Genomic DNA, 18,294 nt, shown 5'->3' with positions numbered 1-18,294 from the left:
GAAGCCGGTCGTTGAGCGAGCTTGCGAGTCGAAACGCAGAGACGAAACGCGTCGAGCCACTCGGAGGGCTTCAGCCGTCGTCGCTGAAGCGCGCGCGCAGGTCGGCCTTGCGCACCTTGCCCGACGCGGTGCGCGGCAGGTCTTCCACCACCACGACGTTCTTGGGGAGCTTGTAGCGCGCCAGCACGCCGTCGAGATGGGAGCGCACGATCTCGGTGTCCACCTCGGCACCCTCCTTGACGGTGACGACCGCCCACGGCACCTCGCCCCAGCGGTCGTCGGGCACGCCGACGACCGCGACGCCCGAGATGCCCTCGATGTCGGAGATGAGGTTCTCGACCTCGGCGGGATAGATGTTCTCGCCGCCCGAGATGATCATGTCCTTCAGCCGGTCGGCGATGAACAGGTAGCCGTCGGCATCGAGGTAGCCGAGGTCGCCCGAGCGGAACCAGCCGTCGTCGGTGAACGCCGCCGCCGTCGCCTCGGGCTGACCGTGATAGCCGAGGAAGACGTTGGGGCCCGAGATCTCGATCTCGCCGACCGTGCCGCGCGGCACCACGTCGCCGTGCTCGTCGGTGATGCGCACGTCGGTGAAGAAATGCGGCAGGCCGACGCTGCCCTGCTTCTCGCGGGTCATCGAGGGCGCGAGCGACGTCGCCCCCGGCGAGGTCTCGGTCATGCCGTACCCCTGCGAGAACGACAGGCCGCGCTCTTCGTACGCATTGAGGATGCGGGTGGGCACCGCCGACCCGCCGCACGTGAGCTTCTGCAGCGTCGAGAGGTCGGTCGACGCCCAGTCGCGGTGGTCGGCCAGCATCTGGTAGGTGGTCGGCACGCCGCTGAGCATCGTGACGCCGTGGCGCTGGATCTGCGCGAGGGCACGGCCGGGCTCGAAGCCTTTCTCGAGCACGAGCGTCGCGCCCTTGAGGATGACGGGGAGCGCCCCCATGCCGAGTGAGGCGACGTGGAACAGCGGAGAGATCATGAGCGACACGTCGGTCGAGACGACGTCGTAGTCGACGATGCAGTTGAGGGCGACCCAGGTGAGGTTGCCGTGGCTGAGCACGGCGCCCTTCGGACGCCCCGTCGTGCCCGACGTGTAGATGATCGCGGCGGGGTCGTCGAGTCCGACGTCGGCCACCGTATGGCCGCCGGGAGCATCGGCGACGAGGCGCGCGAGTCCGGGGTGCTCGGGCAGCCCCTCGCCGGTCACGATGACGTGGGCGATCCTCCCCGCCTCGACGCCCGGCATCGCCCGCTCCAGGAACTCCGGATCGAGGATGACGGCCCGCGCGCCCGAGTCGACGAGCACGTGCTGCATCTCGGGGCCGGCGAGCCGCGTGTTCAGCGGCACGAAGACGGCGCCCAGCTGCGCCGTCCCGAACATGACCTGCAGGAACTGCGGGCTGTTCTCGCCGATGTAGGCGACGGCGTCGCCACGACGGATGCCGCGATGCCAGAGCGCGGCTGCGACGCGGTCGGCGGCATCCGCCAGCTGTCGATAGGTCAGCTCGTCGTCGCCGAAGACGACCGCCGTCTTACCGGGGTTCTTCAGTCGCCGCCGGGCGAGCCAGAACCCGATTCCCTGCGTGTGCATCGTTGCGGTGTCCTCTCCTTCGAGGAAGGCCTGCGGTGTGGCGTTTCGTCTCGGTCGCTTCGCTCCCTCGCTCAACGACCCGGGACCCGGTCGTTGAGCGAGCGAAGCGAGACGAAACGCCTGCTCAGGCGTAGAAGCGGTACAGGCCGCGGGCGACCACCGCGGGCTTGTCGGCGCCCTCGATCTCGATGGTCTGGTCGACGGCGAACTGGAAGCCGCCGCGCACCTCGGTGACCTCGGCGATGACCGCGCCGCCGCGCACGCGCGCGCCGACCTTCACCGGCGAGACGAAGCGCACCTTGTCGAGGCCGTAGTTCACGCGCGTGGTCACGCCCGTGACGTCGAACAGCTCCGACCAGAACTTCACGGTCAGCGACAGGCTCAGGAAGCCGTGGGCGATCGCCCCGCCGAACGGCCCCTCGGCGGCCCGCTCGGGGTCGACGTGGATCCACTGGTGGTCGTCGGTGGCGTCGGCGAAGAGGTTCACGCGCTCCTGCGTGACCTCGAGCCACTCGGTGAAGCCGAGGTCCGTGCCGGCGAGCCCGGCGACGTCGGCGTAGTCGACGGTGGTGGTCATGGGTTCTCTCCTTGGGTGAGGACGGTGACGGATGCCGCGCCCGGCGTCAGCGGGCGAGCCCGAGCAGTCGGGCGGCGTTGGCCTTGAGGATGCCGGGCATCACGTCCGGCTTGAGGCTGGTCTGCTCGACGTCGCGGAGCCATCGGTCGGGGGTGAGCAGCGGGAAGTCCGAGCCGAACAGCACGCGGCTCTTGAGGTACGAGTTGGCGGCGCGCACCAGCTGCTCGGGGAAGTACTTCGGGCTCCACCCCGACAGGTCGATCCACGTGTTGTGCTTGTGCGTCGCGACCGACAGGGCTTCGTCCTGCCAGGGCACCGACGGGTGCGCCATGATGATCTGCAGCTCAGGGAACCGGGCGGCGACCGGGTCGAGCAGCATCGGGTTGGACAGGCCGAGCAGCAGGCCGCGCCCACCCGGAAGACCCGCGCCGATCCCGGTCTGGCCGGTGTGGAAGAGCGCGACGACGCCCGCCTCCTGCAGCGTCTCGTAGAGGCGCGAGTGCGCCGCGTCGGAGGGGTCGAAGCCTTGCACCGTCGGGTGGAACTTGAAGCCCCGCACGCCGTGGTCCTCGATCAGGCGCCGCGCGTCGTCGACGGCGGTGGGCTTGAGCGGGTCGACCGAGCCGAAGGGGATGAGCACGTCGTTGTTGCGCGCGGCGCCCTCGGCGATCGCGGCGCTCGAGAGCGGCGACTGACCGAGGTTGGTCTCGGCGTCGACCGTGAACACCACGGCGGCCATGCGCCGGTCGCGGTAGTACCCGGCGACGCCGTCGAGATCGGGATTCGGTCCGTCGGTGCTGAAGTACTTCGCCGCCGCGTCCCGGAGGTCGTCGGGCAGCGACGAGTGACCCTGATGGTCGACCTCGATGTGCACGTGCACGTCGATCGCCGTGAGCGCGTCGACGTCGATCGCGGGTTCGTAGCGGGTCATGGGCGTTTCGTCTCGCTTCGCTCGCTCAACGACCGGTCGGCGCCGGGCGCTGGAGCTCCTCGGGGAGCGGCGGGAACTTCTCGCCCACCGACTGCAGCTCGCCGGCGGCCTCGGCGAACCCGGACGAGAGGTCGTCGAACGACCAGCCGCCTTCGTGGTACGCGGTCGCGACGGCCTCGGGGTGCGACCACAGCTGCAGCCTGTCGCCGCCGATGCCGATGGCCTGGCCGGTGACGGCGGCTGCGGCATCCGATGCGAGATAGGCGATGAGCCCCGCGACGTCGTCCGACGTGCCGAATCCGAGGTCGTGGCGGAAGAACGCCGGCATCGGCTCGCCCGCCGCCTCGGCCTCGACGGCGGCGGCGAAGTACGGCACGGTCGCGGTCATCGCGGTCGCGGCGACGGGGATCACGGCGTTGGCGGTGATGCCCGCCTTCTTCAGCTCGAGCGCCCACGTGCGCACCATGCCGACGATGCCGGCCTTCGCGGCGGCGTAGTTGGTCTGGCCGAAGTTGCCGCGCTGGCCCGTCGGCGAGCCGATGCAGATGATGCGGCCGGGGATCTCGTTGGCTCGCATGTAGGAGGCGGCCTCACGCACGCAGGTGAAAGTGCCGCGCAGGTGGACGTTGATGACGGTGTCGAAGTCGTCGTCGCTCATCTTCCAGAGCACCGTGTCGCGCAGCACGCCGGCGTTCGTGACGAGGATGTCGAGCCGCCCGAACGTGTCGACGGCGGTCTGCACCAGCTGCTTCGCGGTCTCGGTGGGGCCGACCGGCGCGACCACCGCGACCGCACGGCCGCCCTCGGCCTCGATCGTGGCGACGGCCTCGGCGGCGGTGGCGTCGTCGACGTCGTTGATGACGACGGCGGCGCCGTGGCGGGCGAGTTCCTGGGCGTAGGCGAGGCCGAGGCCGCGGCCCGAGCCGGTGACGATGGCGACCTTGCCGTCGAGCGGGGCGTGCGAAGACATGCGTGAACTCCTTCGTGTCGGGTCCATTGAAGCCCTAACCGTTGAGAAAGTCAATCATTCCGTTCCTCCATGAAGTGGACTACCATCGTGGCCATGCCGAAACCCGCCGACGCCGTCGCGCCCGAGGGGCTCCGGTCGTCGGCGCTGACCGACGACGTGAGCTTCCTGCTGGCGCGCGCGAATGCGATCGCGCTGGCCGCCGGCAACGCGGCGCTCGCCGAGCACGGGCTCAAAGCACGGTCCTACTCGGTGCTCGTCCTCGCCTCGGGCGACGCCCGCCCATCGCAGCGCGAGCTCGCGGAGTTCCTCCGCCTCGACCCGAGCCAGGTCGTCAGCCTCGTCGATGAACTGCAGTCCCGCGGCCTCGTCGAGCGCCGGCCGGATCCGTCCGACCGTCGCGCCAACGTCGTCGTGGCGACGGATGCCGGGCGCTCACTCGTCGCGATCGCACGCGAGTCCGCCCGCGCCGCCGAGGAGCGCGTCCACGGTCAGCTGAGCGCCGAAGACCGCGAGACCCTGAGCGCACTGCTGCGCGCACTGGCCTTCCCCGACGAGTAGCCCGGGCCCCTTCGGGGGGCGCTCAGTGTGGAAACGCGGCCGTCGTTGCCGCGTGTCGTGACACCCGAAGTGCGCCGGCCGAGGTTCGGAGGGCGCACAGTGTGGGAACGCGGTCCTTGTTGCCGCGTGTCGTGACACCCGAACCGATGCGGGGTCAGGAGCGATCGAGCACGTAGCGGTCGCGGCCCGCGAACAGTCCCACCACGGTGAGCGCCGCGAGCACCGCGAGCACCAGGGCGAGGGAGGCCGTCCAGTCACCGGTGGCGCTGTGGAGGGTGCCGAAGGCGACCGGCCCGAGTGCGGCGATCACATAGCCGACCGACTGCGACATGCCCGACAGGGCGGCCGAGGCGTCGTGATCGCGCGCCCGCTGCGCCATCAGCGTCAGCGACATCGCCAGGGTCGCGCCGCCGGTCAGCCCGATGAGCGACGCCCAGAGCAGCACCGCGTCGGGCGCGATCATGAGCCCCGCGACGCCCACGATCGCCAGCGACGGGATGAGCGCCGGCGCCCACCGCTCCAAGCCCCCGCGCAGGATCAGCGGCAGCAGCAGGCAACCGGCGAGCGAGAACAGCTGGTAGACCATGACGTCGATGCCCGCGACCACCTCGGTGCGGCCGATCGACATCGACAGCGGGGCGAGCCACGTCACGAACATGTAGAACATGGATGCCTGCAGCCCCATGTACACCGCCACGAGCCAGGCGGTGGGGTCGGCCCAGATGCCGGTGCGGCCCCGCGGCGCGGTGGCGCGCACGTGCACGTGCGCCGCGCCGCGATGCGCCCACCACCACCCCGCGATCGCGAAGGGCAGCAGCGCCGCGCCCGTCACGAGGAGGGCGAACCTCCACCCGGCGGGATCCCCGTCGAGGGAGATGTGCGAGATCGGCACCACGACGCCCGACGAGACGGCGCCGAGTCCCGCGAGGAGCGCCGTGTAGGCAGCCGTCACCGCCGCGACGTGCCCGGGGAAGCCGCGCTTCACCACGGCCGGCATCAGCACGTTGATGATCGCGATGCCGATGCCGATGATCGCGGTGCCGACCCACAGGCTGACCACCGGTCCGGGAATCGAGCGCACGAGTGTGCCGGCCAGCAGCACGAGGAGCGACCACATCAGCACGCGCGGCTGGCCGAAGCGCCGGCTCAGCTCGTGCGCGAGCGGCGAGAACAGCGCCCAGGCGACGAGCGGCACGGCGGCGAGCACACCGAGCGCCGACACCGACATGCCGGTGTCGGCGCCGATCTGGTCGAGCAGGGGGCCCAGGCCCGTGATCGCCGGCCGCATGTTCGCCGCGACCAGGCAGACGGCCACGAGCAGCATGGCGACCGACGCCGCGCGCGACGGCTCGGGCGGCACGGTCCGCGACGATGAGGCCATAGGGCTCGGACTATAGCCGAGCGGCGGCTGCGGCATCCGTCGATTCCCGTTCAGCGGCAGTCGCGCGGGGTGGGTGTTCACTTGCGCTATACGTACGCTTCACGCCCCCATTCGCGTACGTATAGCGCAAGTGAACAGAGGTGGAGGGGGCGCGGGAGGGCGCGAGCGGGGCACGGGGAGCGGTGCGAGGGGAGGGCGAGGGGCGGCGGAAGAGGCGCGGCGTCAGGCGAGGCCCTCGAGCGGCCACCCGGTGTAGGCCTCGGCGAGGAAGCGGCGGCCGGCCTCGGACTCGACGACCGAGCGCAGCTCGCCGAGCTGGCGCAGGCGGTCGAAGTCCGACGCGTCGGGGGCCCCGGCGCTGCCCGCAGAAACAGGGCTGTGCAGCATGTTGGTCATCCACCACGAGAAGTGCTGGGCCTTCCAGATGCGGTGCAGCGCCGTCTCGGGGAACGCCTCGATGAGCCGGTCGTCGTCCTCGAGCAGCAGCGCACGCAGCGCCCGCTCGAGCACCAGCACGTCGGCGACGGCCAGGTTCATGCCCTTGGCGCCGGTGGGCGGCACGGTGTGAGCCGCGTCGCCGATGAGCGCGACCCGGCCGCGCAGCAGCTGGTGCGCGACGAAGCTGCGGAAGCGCAGCACATCGCGCTGGAAGATCGGGCCCTCCTTCAGCGTGGTGCCGGGCACGCGCGACTGCAGCTCGTTCCACAGCTGCTCCTCGGTGAAGGCGCTGGGGTCGGCATCCGGATCGCACTGGAAGTACATGCGCTGCACCGTGGCGCTGCGCTGACTGATGAGCGCGAAGCCGTTCGGCGAGTTGCTGTAGATCAGCTCGTCGGCGCTCGGCGGCGCCTCGCACAGGATGCCGAACCACGCGAACGGGTACTCGCGGAAGTAGCCGCCGGTGTGTGAGCCGGTGACCGCCTCGCGCACGACGCTGCGCGAGCCGTCGGCGCCGACGACGAAGTCGGCCTCGATCTCGAGCGCCGAGCCGTCTGCGTCGGTCGCGATGAGGCGAGAGCGATCGGATGCCGCGTCCTCGACGCGCAGTGCGGTCACGCCGAAGCGGAGGTCCTGGCCTTTGCCGAGGCGCACGGCGATCAGGTCTTTGAGCACCTCGTGCTGCGGGTACAGCCACACGCCGCGGCCGACGAGCTCGGCGAAGTCGATGCGGTGGCCCGCGCCGGCGAAGCGCAGCTCGATGCCGTCGTGGCGATTGCCGACCGTGCGCACGCGACTGGAGGCGCCGGACTGGTCGAGGATCTCGACCGTGCCCTGCTCGAGGATGCCGGCGCGGATCGTGGTCTCGATCTCGTCGCGCGAGCGCTGGTCGATCACCACGGACTCGATGCCCGCGATCCCCAGCAGGTGCGAGAGCAGGAGGCCGGCGGGCCCGGCGCCGACGATGGCGACGCGGGTGCGGATCGTGGACATGACGTCTCCTTCGACGAGCACGGGTGATGGATGCTGCGGCCCAGTGTGCCGCTGTCGGGCCGGCGTTGCGCGGGATTCCCGTTCATCGGGAAGCGTCGCTTGCCGCTGGGGCGCGGGAGTTCGGTGGCACATCTGAGCGCCGGCGTCCTCAACTGAGGACGTGAGCCGAGATGAGGAGCGGTCTCGCGATCCCCTTCCGCATCTGCGCGCGTTTCCTCAACTGAGTACGCGCCGCGCGCTTCCTCAACTGAGGACGACCCGCGCGCTTCCTCAGTTGAGGCAGTGGCCAGCGGTCACCTCCGTGCTCCTGCTCTTCGCTCGAGGTCAGCGGCGGTCGGCGCGGAGCGCGGCCTCGATGCCGGCCGCGGCGTCGCGCAGGGCGGCGATGGCGGCGTCCGGGTCGGTCTCGCGAGGGAGCACGACCGAGAGCGCGGCGACGACCTCGCCCGCGTCGCGGATCGGCACGGCCACCCCGGTCGAGACGGCCTCGATCGAGCCCGGCGCGACCACCACTCCGGTGCGGCGGACGTCGGTGAGCAGGCGGCGGAGGCGTGCGGCATCCGTCACCGTCTCGGGAGCCAATGCCCGCAGCGGGCCGGTCAGCACCCGCTCGCGGAGTGGCGACGGGGCATGGGCGAGCAGCACGAGGCCCGAGGACGACGCGTGCAGCGGCAGCCGACCGGCGATGCGGGTGATGTTGGCGCCGGCGTCGGGGTGGGAGAGGCGCTCGAGGAAGAGCGCCTCGTCCTGCTCGAGCACGGCAAGCTGCGTGTGCTCGCGGATGCGGGCCTGCACCTGCTCCATGTGGGGGAGCGCCGCCTGGCGCAGACGCAGCGCGGTCGAACCGCGGAGGGCGAGCTCCCACAGGCGCAGGCCCAGGTGCACGCGGCGGTCCTCGTCGCGCTCGAGGAGCCCCGCGTCGACGAGCTCGTCGACGATGCGGTGCGCCGTGGACGAGGGCAGCCCCGCGCGGCGGCCGATCTCCGCGGCCGACTGCATCGAGCGCTCGGCCGTGAACGTCTCGAGCACGCGGACGATGCGGTCGGTCATCGAGTCGCCGGAGGGCGAGTTGGCCATGCGCCCACTCTGCCATCCGGGTGCGCGCGGCGCGTTTCGTCTCTGCGTTTCGACTCGCACGCTCGCTCAGCGATCGGTGCTCAGCTCGCTCAACGACCGGTCCCAAGGTTCGGGGTCGTTGAGCGAGGGAGCGCCAGCGACCGAGACGAAACGCGCCGAACCGAACGGATACCGGGTGCAGGCGTTTCGTCTCGCTCGTTCCTCGCTCGCTCAACGACCGGAAGTGGGGTGGCGTCAGTCGGCCCGAGCTCCCTGACGACCGGGAGGAGCCGTCCTTTCGCCCGGAGCATCCTGCCGAGCGCGGCTGCGGAGTAACGTCGGGCTGGGGAGGATCCATGGCCTACGGCGAGGGTGTGCTCGAGCGCACGCTGCGCGTGCTCGGATGCTTCACGGACGACGAGCCGGCCGCCACCGCGGCCACGCTCGCGGCCCGCACGGGGCTCGCCACATCGACGCTGCACCGCCTGCTCGCCAGCCTCGTGGCGCAGGGGCTGATGACGCGAGGCCCCGGCCACACCTACGCCATCGGCCCGCGGCTGTGGGAGCTCGGCGAGCTCTCGCCGCTGTCGCTGCGACTGCGCGAGACGGCGCTGCCGCACATGGTGCGGCTGTACGAGGCGACCGGCGAGAACGTGCATCTCGCGGTGCTCGACGGCGCCACCCCCGAGACGACGAGCGCGCTGTACGTCGGACGCCTCACCGGACGCCAGTCGATCCCCACCCTGAGCCGCATGGGCGGGCGCGGACCGCTGCACGTGACGGGCGTCGGCAAGGCCCTGCTCGCGACGCGCGACGAGAGCTGGCTGCGGCAGTACTTCCGGGCGCCGCTCGAGCGCGAGACCGTGAACTCGATCACGACCGAGTCCGAACTGCGCGCCGACATCGCCCGCACCCGAGCCCTCGGCTACGCCACGACCCGCGAGGAGATGACCCTCGGCAACGTCTCGGTCGCCGCCGCGCTGCCCCGCGTCGACGGCCTGCCACCCACGGCGCTCGGCCTGGTCGTGCACCTCGAACGCGCCGACGAACGCCGGCTGGGTCCGCTGGTGGTGCAGGCCGCGAAGGACCTCCACCACGACCTCCGCCACACCTGATCGTCGCTAACGACTTCGCTGCGGTGGGCCCAAGCGCCCCGGCATCCTGAGGTCGACGTCGCTCCGGTCCCTCGAGCCGGTGTCCCCTCGGGTTTGGGGCGCATGCCGTGCCGTCGGGGCGCACTTTTCGCGCCCCGAACGCACGATTCGCGCCCCAAACGCCGATGTGGACGGATGCTGCGGGCCAGGGCATCCGTCTCCACCGTCATCCCGACCGTCGGGATCCCCTCCGGTTTGGGGCGCATCCTGTGCATCGGGGCGCACGTTTCGCGCCCCAACGGACGTTTCGCGCCCCAAACCCCGGTAGGGGACGGATGCTGCGGGCCGGGGCATCCGTCTCCACCGTCGTCTCGCGCGCCGGGGTCCCTCGGGTTTGGGGCGCATCCTGTGCGTTCGGGGCGCATTTTTCGCGCCCCGAACGGACGTTTCGCGCCCCAAACGCCGATGGGGGACGGATGTCGCGGGCCGGGGCATCCGTCTCCACCGTCATCCCGCGCGCCGGGATCCCTCGGGTTTGGGGCGCATCCTTGCGTTCGGGGCGCACGTTTCGCGCCCCGAACGCACGATTCGCGCCCCAAACCCCGGTGGGGGACGGATGTCGACGGCCGAGGCATCCGTGATTCCCACTGAGTGGGAATCTACGACGCGGACCCGGCGGGCCGGTGCGAACCTGGGACCACCCGAGTCGTCGAAGGAGACCTCAATGACCGCGACCCAGCCCGATCCCCGGGGCGAGGAGGCGTTCTCGTCATCGGTGGTGCTCGAGCAGCACGCCGCAGCACCGCCCGCCGGCGCAAGCGTTGACGCGGCAGCGCCGGAGTCGCTGCTGGCCTCGCCCGACCAGCTGACGCAGCGCGAGATCACGCAGGAGATCGTCGACTACCACGCCGCCGCCGCGCGCCGGGAGGAGGCGGGAGACAGGCTCAACATGAGCCTCCACGACTTCCCGCCGTACCGCTCGACCCTGCTGCGCCACCCGACGAAGAACCCGAAGCTCGTCGACCCCGAGACCATCGAGCTGTGGTCGCCGGCCTTCGGCCAGCGCGACGTCGCCGCGATCGAGTCCGACTTGACGCTGCAGCACATCGGCGAGCCCCAGGGCGAGCGGATGACGGTCGAGGGCCGCGTGCTCGACTCGTGGGGCCGGCCCGTCCGCAACCAGCTCGTCGAGATCTGGCAGGCGAACGCCGCGGGCCGCTACATCCACCAGCGCGACCAGCATCCGGCGCCCCTCGACCCGAACTTCACCGGGGCCGGCCGCACCGTCACCGACGACGACGGGTTCTACAAGTTCACGACGATCAAGCCCGGCGCCTACCCGTGGAAGAACCACGTGAACGCGTGGCGTCCGGCGCACATCCACTTCTCGATCTTCGGCTCCGGGTTCACGCAGCGCCTCGTGACGCAGATGTACTTCCCGGGCGATCCGCTGTTCCCGCTCGACCCGATCTACAACACCATCTGGCGGCAGAAGGACCGCGACCGGCTCATCGGCCTGTACGACCACGACCTGTCGGTTCCGGAGTTCTCGATGGGCTACCGCTTCGACATCGTCGTCGACGGCCCCGACGCGACCTGGTTCGAGCCCGAAGAAGGAGAGCACTGATGTCGACCCGCACCAAGCGCGACCTGGGCCCGAAGACCCACGAGGCCACCGGCGGGCAGACGGTGGGCCCGTTCTTCGCCTTCGGCCTGGACTATCCGAAGAAGCACGAGGTCGTCTTCCCGCACAGCCCCGGCGCGATCGTGCTCGGCGGCACGGTGTTCGACGGCGGCGGTGCGCCGATCCCCGACGCCGTCGTCGAGATCTGGAGCGCCGACGAGAACGGCGAGATCCCGCGCGCGCACGGCGCGCTCCGCCGCGACGACCACTCGTTCACCGGCTTCGGCCGCGCCGCGACGACGGATGTCGGCCGCTACGAGTTCTGGACCCGCAACCCCGGTCCGGTCGACGGCGGCGCGCCGTTCTACTCGGTGGTCGTCTTCGCCCGGGGCCTGCCCGACAAGCTCGTGACCCGCGTCTACCTGCCCGAGCACGAGGAGCTCCTCGCCGCCGATCCGCTGCTGTCCTCGCTCGACGCAGACGAGCGCGCTACGCTCATCGCGACGCGCCTGCCCGGTGGCAACCTGCACCACGACATCCACCTGCAGGGCGAGAAGGAGACCGTGTTCCTTGCCTTCTGACCGTGACCGGCCCCCACTCGATGAGGGCCTGCTCTCGCCGGTGACCGTGGGTCACGACGAGACGGTGACGGATGCCGCGTACCTCGACGCCTTGGTCACCGCCGAGGTCGCGCTGGCCCGGGCGTATCGCGAGGTCGGCATCGCGCCGGCGGACGCGGTGGACGAGATCGAGACGGAGTTCGGCTGGCAGGGCGCCCTGCGCGGATGCCGCGAGCACGGCGTGGATCCGACGGCGCTGGCTGCGGCATCCGTGTCCGGCGGGAATCCCGTCATCCCCCTGGTCGCGCAGCTCAAGGAGCGGGTGTCGGACGACGCCCGCGGCTGGGTGCACCGCGGCGCGACGAGCCAGGACATCGTCGACACGGCGGCGATGCTCATCGCACGGACGGCGACCAGCAGGATCATCGCGGCGCTGGCGCACACCGAGATTTCACTGCGCTCGCTGGCGCGTTCCCGGCGCGACGAGGTGGCGGCCGCTCGCACGCTCACGCAGCACGCGGTGCCGACGACCGTGGGCCTGCGCGCCGCAGGGTGGCTGCGGGGCGTCGCGCGTGCCAAGGAGCGCGTCGAAGCGGTCGAGCACCGGCTTCCGGCGCAGCTGGGCGGGGCGGCGGGAACGCTGGCGTCGTTCGCCGAGATCGCCGGGCCCGACGTGGCGGCCGACCTTCCCGCCGCATTCGCGCGCGAGCTCGGACTCGCGGCCCCCGACGCGCCGTGGCACACGACGCGCTGGCCCGTCACCGAGCTCGGCGACGCGCTCGTGCAGGCGATCGATGCGGTCGGCAAGATCGCCGGGGATGTCGCCACTCTCAGCCGCACCGAGATCGGCGAGCTCGCCGAGGGCTCGGGCGGCGGGTCGTCGGCGATGCCGCAGAAGCGCAACCCCGCGGCATCCGTGCTCATCCGCTCGGCCGCGCTGCGTGCACCCCAGCTCGGCGCGACGCTGCACCTCGCCTCGGCGCTCGCCGCCGACGAGCGGCCCGACGGCGCCTGGCACGCGGAGTGGCCGACGCTCAGGGAGCTCCTGCGGCTGGCGCTGGGTGCGACGGCGAACGCCGCTGCGCTCGTGGCCGACCTGCACGTCGACACCGACGCGGTGGCCCGCAACCTGGCCGCGACGCGCGGACTCATCGTGGCGGAGCGGCTCTCGCTCGTGCTCGGCCCGGCGCTCGGCGCGCAGCGCGTGACGCGGCTGGTGTCGGAGGCGGCCGCGGGCAGCGACCTCGCGTCGACGCTCGCCGGCACGCCCGAGGTCGCCACGCTCGCCGATGAGCGCGGCGCGACGCCCGAGGCGTTCGTCGCCGACCTGCTCGACCCTGCGAACTACACCGGCCTCGCTGGAGCGCTCGTCGACGACGCCGTCAGGCCTTCCGGCCGGTCGGGCTTCGACGCCGGACCCCGGTTCGGGGCGCACGACGTGCGTTCGGGGCGCGCGGCGCACGCCCCAAGCGGGCACGACGCGCCCCGAACGCCGCTCTCGGACCAGGAGGAGAACCCGTGACCCTTCCCCCCATCGCGGTCAGCGCGCCCGTCGGCCCTTCGACAAGCTCAGGGACCGGGAGTGGCGCCGCCGCCGGAACCGGCTCGGGCGCCGGAACCGGCGCAGGCGTCCGACACGATGCGGACACCGGAATCAGCGCGGGCGCCGGAACCGGCGCAGCCGCCGACGCGCCGACGCTCGTGCTCGGCCCGTCGCTCGGCACCTCGACGATGCTGTGGGAGCGCGTGATCCCGACGCTCGCCGAGCACTATCGCGTCGTCGCGTGGAACCTGCCGGGCCACGGCACGGCGCCGGCGGCGACGGAGCCGTTCACGATGGCGGACCTCGCCGAGGCCGTCGCTGCGGCGATCGACGGGCCGTTCCTCTACGCCGGCGTGTCCCTCGGCGGCTGCGTCGGCCTCGAGCTGCTGCTGCGCCACGGCGACCGGATCGGCGCGGCAGCCATCCTGTGCTCCGGCGCGGCGATCGGCGCACCGCAGGGCTGGCACGACCGCGCCGCCCAGGTGCGGGCGCAGAGCACGTCGAGCCTCGTCGTCGGCTCGGCGCAGCGCTGGTTCGCGCCGGACACCATCGCGCGCGACCCCGACCTGACCGGGCGCATGCTGCACGTCCTGCAGAACACCGACGACGAGAGCTACGCCCTGTGCTGCGAGGCGCTCGCCGCCTTCGACGTGCGCGACCGGCTCGGCGAGATCGCCACCCCGGTGCTCGCGGTGTGGGGCGATCACGACGGCGTCACGCCCGAGGCATCCGCTCGCGAGATCGCCGACGGCGTGCAGCGGGGTGAGGCGATCGGGATTCCGGATGCCGCGCACCTGCCTCCTGCGGACGACCCGGCGGCGACCGCCGCGGCGCTGCGCGCGTTCTTCGACGCCGTCGCCCGGGAGCGTGCCGCATGAGCCGCCCCGAGGGGGAGGGCCTCACCGACGAGGAGCGCTACGACCAGGGGATGACAGTGCGGCGCGAGGTGCTGTCGGACGCGCACGTCGACCGGGCCATCGCCGGCACCACCGAGCTCACCGCCGACTTCCAGGACTTCATCACCCGCGTCGCGTGGGGCGACGTCTGGTCGCGACCGGGGCTCGATCGGCGGTCGCGGTCGGTCGCGGTGATCACGTCACTGATCGCGCACGGACACCACGAAGAGCTCGCGATGCATCTGCGCGCGGGGCTGCGCAACGGCCTGACCGTCGACGAGATCCGCGAGATCATCCTGCAGTCGGCCGTGTACTCCGGTGTCCCGGCGGCGAACACGGCGTTCCGCATCGCGAGCGAGGTCTTCGCCGAGCCCGCCTGACCGTTCGCGGGTCACGTCATGCCGCCGCGCCCGGCATGAAGGCACCTTTCGTGACCGGCGAACGGATGCCGCGGCACCGCGCCGGACGTCGATCCCGTGTGGGAGCCTCTATGCTTCATCGCATGACGGACCCGGGGACCGCATGACGGCCGAGCACGCGCCCCGCATCCTCTATCAGGTGAAGCAGGTCGAACTGGCGGTCCGCGGGCGCCTCGACGCGGTCGTGCGACCCCATGGCATCACGGTCACCCAGTACACGGCGCTCACCGTGCTGGAGCAGCATCCCGGTATGAGCTCCGCTCAGCTCGCCCGCCATGCCTTCGTGTCGGCGCAGGCGATGGAGGGGATCGTGCGGGCCCTGGCCGAGGCCGGACTGATCGAGCGTGCGCGCGACGCCGACAACCGCCGCCGCATGACGATCTCGCTCACCCGGGCCGGCACCGCGCTGCTCGCGGCATGCCGCGACGACGTCGACCGCATCGAGGCCGAGGCGTTCGCGGGGCTGTCGTCGGTCGAGCGCTCGGCCCTCGGCAGATGGCTGCAAGACGCGCGGCGGGCGCTGGAGAAATCGCCGCCTCTCACCGACTGAGATCTGTCCATTGACTGATCATCAGGAAACTTGATAATTGGTCCTAGCTCCGTCGCCGACGTCGGGGCCCCTGTCGATGATGACAACGGAAGGACCACCCCATGTCCCCGCACGTTCGCACGCGCATCCTCGGAGTCGCAGCGGTCGCCGCCGGCGCGCTGCTCTCGGCCGGTCTCGTCGCCCCCGCCGCCGTCGCAGCCACTCCGGGCGATTACTCCGGTTCGCTCCCCACCGGCACGACCTGGCTCGCCTCGGTGCCCGCCGACTGGAACGGCACCGTGCTGCTCTACAGCCACGGCTACCGGCCTTCGTTCGTACCCGGGAATCCGGCATCCGTCGCTCCCAATGAGGCGACGAAGGCACTGCTGCTCGAGCAGGGCTACGCGCTCGTCGGCTCGTCGTACGCCGCGAGCGGCTGGGCGGTTCCCACGGCGGTCGACGACCAGCTGCAGTCGCTCGACGCGATGCTGGACCAGACCGGGCTCGACCCCGAGCACATCCTCGCGTACGGCACCTCGATGGGCGGCCTCGTCACAGGCAGGATCGCCGAATCCGCAGGAGACGTCGTCGAGGGCGCCATGCCCACGTGCGGACTCATGGAAGGCGGGGTCGACCTGAACAACTACCAGCTCGACGGCGCGCACGCGATCGACCAGCTGCTGGCGCCCGCGCAGGACATCGACATCGAGGGCTACGCCACGCTTCCCGAGGCCTTCGCGGCGTCGTCGGCACTGAGCTCAGCGGTGCAGGCCGGCCAGCAGACGCCCGAGGGGCGTGCGCGCGTCGCCCTCGCCGCCGCCCTGTTCCACCTGTCGGACGGCGTTCTCGCGGCAGACGCACCCACCGATCCCGCCGTGGCACAGCAGGCGCTCTTCTCTCAGCTCATCGGCACGATCGGCTTCGTCACCCCGGGGCGGTTCGACATCGAGTCGACCGCCGGCGGCAACGCGACGTGGAACGTCGGCGTCGACTACCAGAAGCTCTTCGCGCAGTCGGCCGACCGCGCACTCGTCGCAGAGCTGTACCGGCAGGCCGGCCTGGACCTGAACGCCGACCTCGCGACGCTGACGCAGACCGCCGACGTCGTCGCGGACCCGGGATCGGTCGAGACGCTCCGCGCGTCGTCGGGCCTGACCGGCGACCTCGAGATGCCCGTGCTGTCGCTCCACACCCTCGACGACGTGCTCGCCCCCGTGCAGGTCGAGGAGGAGTACGCCGAGGACGTCCGCGCGGCAGGCGACCGGAACCTCCTCCGTCAGTACTTCGTCGACCACGTCGGACACTGCAACTTCACGCCGGCGGAGATCGCGGCCGGTATCGAGACGCTCATGGACCGCGTCGAGACCGGGCACTGGGGCGGCCAGTCGGCCGAGCTCATGAACAGCCTGGCCGCGTCGCTGGACGAGAGCGGATCGGCCTTCGTGCAGACGAAGCCCGGCGAGTTCCTCGGCGACCGCGAACGCCGCTGACCCAGGCCGCATCGCGCCTTGCGGGAGGCCGCACCCGAACCCCGGGTGCGGCCTCCTGCGGCTTTTGTCGCGCACCCGGACGGATGCCGCAGCCGAGCGTCGTGCGCTAGACTGGCCGCAGAACGGACGACTGTTCGCAGAGCGAACACAAGGGGATCGCATGATCGACAAGACCGTGGGCTCCGTCGAGGACGCCGTGGCCGGCATCCGTGACGGAGCGACCATCATGATCGGCGGGTTCGGGCGAGCGGGGCAGCCCGTGGAGCTGATCGACGCCCTTATCGCCCAGGGCGCCGGCGACCTCACGATCATCAACAACAACGCGGGCAACGGCGATACGGGGCTGGCCGCCCTCCTCGCCAAGAAGCGCGTGCGAAAGATCGTGTGCTCGTTTCCGCGCCAGCACGACTCGTGGGTGTTCGACGGCTTGTACCGCGCCGGTGAGATCGAGCTCGAGCTGGTGCCGCAGGGCAACCTCGCCGAGCGCATCCGCGCCGCGGGCGCGGGCATCGGCGCGTTCTTCTCGCCGACCGGCGTCGGCACGCAGCTGGCCGAGGGCAAGGAGCTCCGCGAGATCGACGGGCGAACGTACGCCCTCGAGTATCCGATCAAGGCGGATGTCGCGCTGGTGAGCGCGTACCGCGGTGACCGCTGGGGCAACCTCATCTACCGCGAGACGGCGCGCAACTTCGGTCCGATCATGGCCGCCGCCGCGTCCACCACGATCGTGCAGGTCGACGAGATCGTGCCGCTCGGGTCGCTCGATCCCGAGACCGTGGTCACCCCGGGCATCTTCGTCGACCGCGTGGTCGCCGTGGGGGAGCGGGCGTGGCTGCGCGACGGCGCGTTCGTCGGCGGCGTGGACATCGAAGGGCGCCTCCTCGCGGACGCGTCGACAGGCTCAGCGACCGGAGCGGAGGGCGACCAGTGAGCGCCGCAGAATTCACGACGTCCGCCACGCGGATCACGCGCCAGCAGCTCGCGGCGCGCATCGCGCAGGACATCCCCGAGGGCTCGTACGTCAACCTCGGCATCGGGGCGCCGACGCTCGTCGCCGACTACCTGCCGCAGGACCAGGAGATCATCCTGCACACCGAGAATGGGATGCTCGGCATGGGGCCGTCGCCGGCCGTCGGCGAGGTCGACCCCGACCTCATCAACGCCGGCAAGCAGCCGGTCACCGCGCTCGCCGGATCCGCGTACTTCCATCACGCCGACTCGTTCGGCATGATGCGCGGCGGCCACCTCGACGTGTGCGTGCTCGGCGCCTTCCAGGTGTCGCAGGCGGGCGACCTCGCGAACTGGTCGACCGGCGCGCCCGGCGCGATCCCCGCCGTCGGCGGCGCCATGGACCTCGCCATCGGCGCCAAGAACGTCTACGTCATGACCGACCTCCTCACCAAGAGCGGGGAGTCCAAGCTCGTCGAGGCGTGCACGTACCCGCTCACCGGCGTCGAGTGCGTCACTCGCGTCTACACCGACCACGCCGTCTTCGACGTCACCCCCGACGGGTTCGCCGTCCGCGAGGCGTTCGGCGACAACACCGTCGAGCTTCTCGCAGAGCTCACCGGACTGGAACTGACCGATGCATCGGAGACAGCGGATGCCGCGGCCCGCGGCATCCGTGAGGAGAACTGA

At 71.5% G+C, this 18,294-nt stretch carries 18 protein-coding genes; 11 read left to right on the top strand and 7 right to left on the bottom strand.

The window, feature by feature from the left end:
* Positions 1–70: 70 nt before the first annotated feature.
* From menE to ABG085_RS18110, 4 genes are all read right to left on the bottom strand, one after another.
* On the bottom strand, positions 71–1,597 hold the full coding sequence (menE, locus tag ABG085_RS18125; protein ID WP_347977142.1) for an o-succinylbenzoate--CoA ligase: 1,527 nt from the start codon (positions 1,595–1,597) through the stop codon (positions 71–73).
* A 124-nt stretch (positions 1,598–1,721) separates the two neighbouring features.
* Complete coding sequence (locus ABG085_RS18120; RefSeq protein ID WP_347977141.1) at positions 1,722–2,174, bottom strand: MaoC family dehydratase; 453 nt, start codon at positions 2,172–2,174, stop codon at positions 1,722–1,724.
* Between the two features lie 46 nt (positions 2,175–2,220).
* Complete coding sequence (locus ABG085_RS18115) at positions 2,221–3,105, bottom strand: amidohydrolase family protein (protein WP_347977140.1); 885 nt, start codon at positions 3,103–3,105, stop codon at positions 2,221–2,223.
* A gap of 25 nt (positions 3,106–3,130) precedes the next feature.
* Positions 3,131–4,075, bottom strand: coding sequence for an SDR family NAD(P)-dependent oxidoreductase (locus ABG085_RS18110; protein ID WP_347977139.1), 945 nt, complete (start codon positions 4,073–4,075; stop codon positions 3,131–3,133).
* Positions 4,076–4,168: 93 nt separating this feature from the next.
* Between ABG085_RS18110 and ABG085_RS18105 the strand changes: the two genes are divergently transcribed.
* Entirely contained in the window at positions 4,169–4,633 is a 465-nt protein-coding gene (locus ABG085_RS18105) for a MarR family winged helix-turn-helix transcriptional regulator (protein ID WP_347977138.1), read from the top strand.
* Between the two features lie 154 nt (positions 4,634–4,787).
* Here the strand turns inward: ABG085_RS18105 and ABG085_RS18100 are convergent, their stop codons facing one another.
* The 3 genes from ABG085_RS18100 to ABG085_RS18090 form a co-directional block, all read right to left on the bottom strand.
* Positions 4,788–6,014: an MFS transporter gene (locus ABG085_RS18100; protein ID WP_347977137.1), complete on the bottom strand. Its 1,227-nt coding sequence runs from the start codon at positions 6,012–6,014 to the stop codon at positions 4,788–4,790.
* A 222-nt stretch (positions 6,015–6,236) separates the two neighbouring features.
* Entirely contained in the window at positions 6,237–7,445 is a 1,209-nt protein-coding gene (locus ABG085_RS18095) for a 4-hydroxybenzoate 3-monooxygenase (RefSeq protein ID WP_347977136.1), read from the bottom strand.
* A 324-nt stretch (positions 7,446–7,769) separates the two neighbouring features.
* Positions 7,770–8,522 (bottom strand): IclR family transcriptional regulator, encoded by a 753-nt coding sequence (locus ABG085_RS18090; RefSeq protein ID WP_347977135.1) that lies wholly within the window; start codon positions 8,520–8,522, stop codon positions 7,770–7,772.
* A gap of 335 nt (positions 8,523–8,857) precedes the next feature.
* Between ABG085_RS18090 and ABG085_RS18085 the strand changes: the two genes are divergently transcribed.
* From ABG085_RS18085 to ABG085_RS18040, 10 genes are all read left to right on the top strand, one after another.
* On the top strand, positions 8,858–9,616 hold the full coding sequence (locus ABG085_RS18085) for an IclR family transcriptional regulator (RefSeq protein ID WP_347977134.1): 759 nt from the start codon (positions 8,858–8,860) through the stop codon (positions 9,614–9,616).
* A gap of 703 nt (positions 9,617–10,319) precedes the next feature.
* Positions 10,320–11,222, top strand: a complete 903-nt coding sequence (gene pcaH / locus ABG085_RS18080; protein ID WP_347977133.1) for a protocatechuate 3,4-dioxygenase subunit beta — start codon at positions 10,320–10,322, stop codon at positions 11,220–11,222.
* On the top strand, positions 11,222–11,800 hold the full coding sequence (gene pcaG, locus ABG085_RS18075) for a protocatechuate 3,4-dioxygenase subunit alpha (RefSeq protein ID WP_347977132.1): 579 nt from the start codon (positions 11,222–11,224) through the stop codon (positions 11,798–11,800). The genes pcaH and pcaG overlap by 1 nt, the downstream gene beginning before the upstream one ends.
* Positions 11,790–13,301 carry a lyase family protein gene (locus ABG085_RS18070; RefSeq protein WP_347977131.1) on the top strand — a complete coding sequence of 504 codons (1,512 nt, stop codon included), beginning with the start codon at positions 11,790–11,792 and terminating at the stop codon, positions 13,299–13,301. Before pcaG ends, ABG085_RS18070 begins: the two co-directional genes overlap by 11 nt.
* Positions 13,298–14,200 carry an alpha/beta fold hydrolase gene (locus ABG085_RS18065; protein WP_347977130.1) on the top strand — a complete coding sequence of 301 codons (903 nt, stop codon included), beginning with the start codon at positions 13,298–13,300 and terminating at the stop codon, positions 14,198–14,200. Before ABG085_RS18070 ends, ABG085_RS18065 begins: the two co-directional genes overlap by 4 nt.
* Positions 14,197–14,598, top strand: a complete 402-nt coding sequence (gene pcaC, locus ABG085_RS18060) for a 4-carboxymuconolactone decarboxylase (protein ID WP_347977129.1) — start codon at positions 14,197–14,199, stop codon at positions 14,596–14,598. The genes ABG085_RS18065 and pcaC overlap by 4 nt, the downstream gene beginning before the upstream one ends.
* A gap of 142 nt (positions 14,599–14,740) precedes the next feature.
* A complete protein-coding gene (locus ABG085_RS18055) occupies positions 14,741–15,187 on the top strand; it encodes a MarR family transcriptional regulator (RefSeq protein ID WP_347977128.1) in 447 nt (148 codons plus the stop codon).
* 101 nt (positions 15,188–15,288) lie between these two features.
* Entirely contained in the window at positions 15,289–16,656 is a 1,368-nt protein-coding gene (locus tag ABG085_RS18050) for a prolyl oligopeptidase family serine peptidase (protein WP_347977127.1), read from the top strand.
* A 160-nt stretch (positions 16,657–16,816) separates the two neighbouring features.
* Positions 16,817–17,587: a 3-oxoacid CoA-transferase subunit A gene (locus tag ABG085_RS18045; protein WP_347977126.1), complete on the top strand. Its 771-nt coding sequence runs from the start codon at positions 16,817–16,819 to the stop codon at positions 17,585–17,587.
* Positions 17,584–18,294 (top strand): 3-oxoacid CoA-transferase subunit B, encoded by a 711-nt coding sequence (locus tag ABG085_RS18040; protein ID WP_347977125.1) that lies wholly within the window; start codon positions 17,584–17,586, stop codon positions 18,292–18,294. Before ABG085_RS18045 ends, ABG085_RS18040 begins: the two co-directional genes overlap by 4 nt.

The sequence above is a fragment of the Microbacterium sp. ProA8 genome (genome assembly GCF_039905635.1).
Taxonomy (GTDB): Bacteria; Actinomycetota; Actinomycetes; order Actinomycetales; family Microbacteriaceae; genus Microbacterium; species Microbacterium chionoecetis.
This window is presented reverse-complemented; position numbering and strand designations above follow the sequence as displayed.